We start from the raw sequence: 2,942 nt of genomic DNA on the forward strand, positions 1-2,942 counted from the left end.
CTATGGACATCATCGGCTCTATCGCGCCCCTGCTTAGTGTTTTGCCTGGACCGCTGCTGGAGAACATCACGGGCTCGGTGATCGCCGCCGACGTGCAGGCCAGCAATGTGCCCGTCTACCAAGGGGATACCTACATCGCCGGCGCGAAGATACTGCGGCAGTACGGAATTGGCCCGCTGCCAGGCATTGCCATGATGGTCGTGTTGGTATCCCGGGGTGGGTTCTGCACGGTAACTGCGCGCTACGACCGGGCCGCAGTTCGACACGAGGCATTGTTCGCTCAGTGCCTGCTGGAGGGTTTCGACGAGATCCTGGCGCTGGCCGGCGAACCCGCGCCGCGCGCGGTGCCGGCATCGTTTACTGCGCAGGCAAGCGCTTGGCCGTCTCGATCGGTGTCTGGCTCATGACCCGCGCCCGCGACGATGCAGAGCCAAGCGATGGGAGGAGCGGCGCCACATGACGGACGAAACCCGCACGTCGGGTGACCTCCGGTTGCCCGGTTCGGTCGCCGAAATCATGGCCAGCTCGCCCGGCCCCAAGGTCGGTGCATTCTTCGACCTGGACGGCACCTTGGTGGCCGGATTCACCGGCGTCATCCTCACCCAGGAGCAATTCCGGCGCCGCGAGATGGGCGTCGGCGAGCTGATCACGATGATCCAGGCCGGCCTGAACCACCAGCTCGGTCGCATCGAGTTCGAAGAGCTCATCACCAAAGCCGCTTGGGTGCTTCGCGGACGGGCGCTCAGCGATATGGAGGAGATCGGCGAGCGGCTGTTCGCGCAAAAGATCGAGTCTCGCATCTATCCGGAAATGCGCGAGCTGGTACGGGCCCACCTCGCGCGCGGCCACACCGTGGTGCTCAGTTCCTCGGCGCTGACGATCCAGGTCGACCCGGTGGCCCGCTTCCTCGGAATCCCCAACACCCTTACCAACAAATTCGAGGTCGACGAGAACGGAGTCCTGACCGGCGGCGTCGTCAAGCCCATCCTGTGGGGTCCCGGTAAGGCTGCAGCGGTACAGAAATTCGCTGCCGAGCACGACATCGACCTCAGCAAGAGTTACTTCTACGCCGACGGTGACGAAGACGTCGCCTTGATGTATTTGGTCGGAAACCCCCGGCCCACCAACCCCGAAGGGAAGATGGCGGCTGTGGCTCGGCGCCGTGGCTGGCCAATCTTGCGGTTCACCAGCCGTGGCGGTGGAGGCATTGTCGGGCAACTGCGGACGCTCATCGGCGTCGGGTCGATGGTTCCCGTCGCGTCAGTCGCGGTGGGGCTGGGTTTGCTGACCCGTAACCGCCGCCGTGGGGTGAACTTCTTCACCTCCACCTGGTCACAGCTGCTGCTGGCCGCCAGCGGTGTGCACCTCAACGTCATCGGTGAGGAGAACCTGACCGCACAGCGTCCGGCGGTGTTTATCTTCAACCACCGCAACCAGGCCGACCCGGTCATCACGGCCGCGCTGATCCGCGACAACTGGGTTGCGGTAGGCAAAAAGGAATTGAAGAACGACCCGATCATGGGCACGCTCGGCAGATTGCTTGAGGCCGTATTCATCGACCGGGACGATCCTGCCGCCGCGGTGGAGTCACTGCACCAGGTTGAAGAGCGCGCGAAAAAAGGACTTTCGATCATGATCGCCCCGGAAGGTACCCGGGTGGACACCACGGAGGTGGGCCCGTTCAAGAAAGGGCCTTTCCGCATCGCGATGGCAGCCGGTATCCCGATCGTGCCGATCGTGATCCGCAACGCCGAGATCATCGCCGCCCGCAACTCCACCACGATGAATCCGGGCACGGTTGATGTCGCGGTGTTTCCGCCGATCCCGGTGGACGACTGGACAATTGATGAGCTTCCGGACCGCATCGCCGAAGTGCGCCAACTGTATCTGGACACCTTGGCCAACTGGCCGGTCGACGAGCTGCCCGAGGTCGCAGTCTACAAGCGCGCCAACAAGAGGCCAGCGGCCAAGGCCCCCAAGCCGGCCAAGGCGGGGGCTAGGGTCACCCAACCGAAAACACAAGTGGCCCAACCTAATTCGCAGGCCCGCGGCGCGACGACACCACCCGGCCGGCGCCAAACAGCTGAGGCTCAACCGCGGACAGCTCGGCCGAAAGGACGACCGTGATGACATCGGCTGCCGACACCGGCACATTTACCACAACCGAAGACACGTTGGTGTTGGCGTCGGTGTCCTCATCCGTCGAGGGTGAATTGCTGAAGGAATGGCTGGATCGCCAGCGGGAGCGGTACCCCGAGACCAAGATCGACGTGCTGCCGCTGCCGCCCCGAAATCCACCGCCAGCGACCCTGGCCCAACTCGTCGAGCAGCTCGAGGTCGACGAGGATCGGTCGATTGTGCCGGTGCGGGTGTTCTGGCTACCGCCGGCGGAGGGCGGTCCGCTGAGCAAAGTGGCCGGGCTGGTGCCCGGTTGGGACCCCTACCACCCAAGTGAGCGTCAGCAACGACGGATTCTGCGCAGCGATCCCCGAAGGGCTCGTGTGCTGGCGGGCGAGTCGGCCAAGGTGTCAGAACTTCGTCAACAGTGGCGCGACACCACCGTTGGTGACAATCCCCGCGACTTCGCCCATTTCGTTACCCGTCGCGCCATTTTGGCGATGGAGCGCGTCGCCTATCGGCTACTGGGTCCGGAGTACAAGTCGCCGCGGCTGGTGAAGCCAGAAATGTTGGCGTCAGCCCGTTTTCGGGCCGGCCTGGAGAAAATCCCCGGCGCCACCCTCGAGGAGGCCGGCAAGATCCTCGACGAGATGGCTACCGGGTGGAGTCGGGTCTCCGTCGACATCTCCGGCGCCCTTGGCAGGCTGCTGATTCGCGGGTTCGATCCGGAAGTCGACTACGACCAGTATCAGGTCGCGGCGCTGCGCACAGCGCTTCAGTCCCATCCCGCCGTGCTGCTGTGGTCACACCGGTCGAACCTCGAC

General features: G+C 64.4%; 1 protein-coding gene and 2 pseudogenes (1 of these 3 running past the window's edge). All 3 read left to right on the top strand.

What is annotated here, in order from left to right:
• On the top strand, window positions 1-407 hold a 407-nt coding region (locus tag ACFE99_RS13595), incomplete at its 5' end, for a WS/DGAT domain-containing protein (RefSeq protein ID WP_375486077.1).
• Window positions 408-456: 49 nt separating this feature from the next.
• Window positions 457-1,936, top strand: a pseudogene (locus ACFE99_RS13600) (HAD-IB family hydrolase); the annotation flags it as partial.
• Between the two features lie 190 nt (window positions 1,937-2,126).
• Window positions 2,127-2,942, top strand: a pseudogene (locus tag ACFE99_RS13605) (glycerol-3-phosphate 1-O-acyltransferase); it runs 1,542 nt beyond the window's last position.

The sequence above is a fragment of the uncultured Mycobacterium sp. genome (assembly GCF_964249325.1).
In the GTDB taxonomy this organism is placed as follows: domain Bacteria; phylum Actinomycetota; class Actinomycetes; order Mycobacteriales; family Mycobacteriaceae; genus Mycobacterium.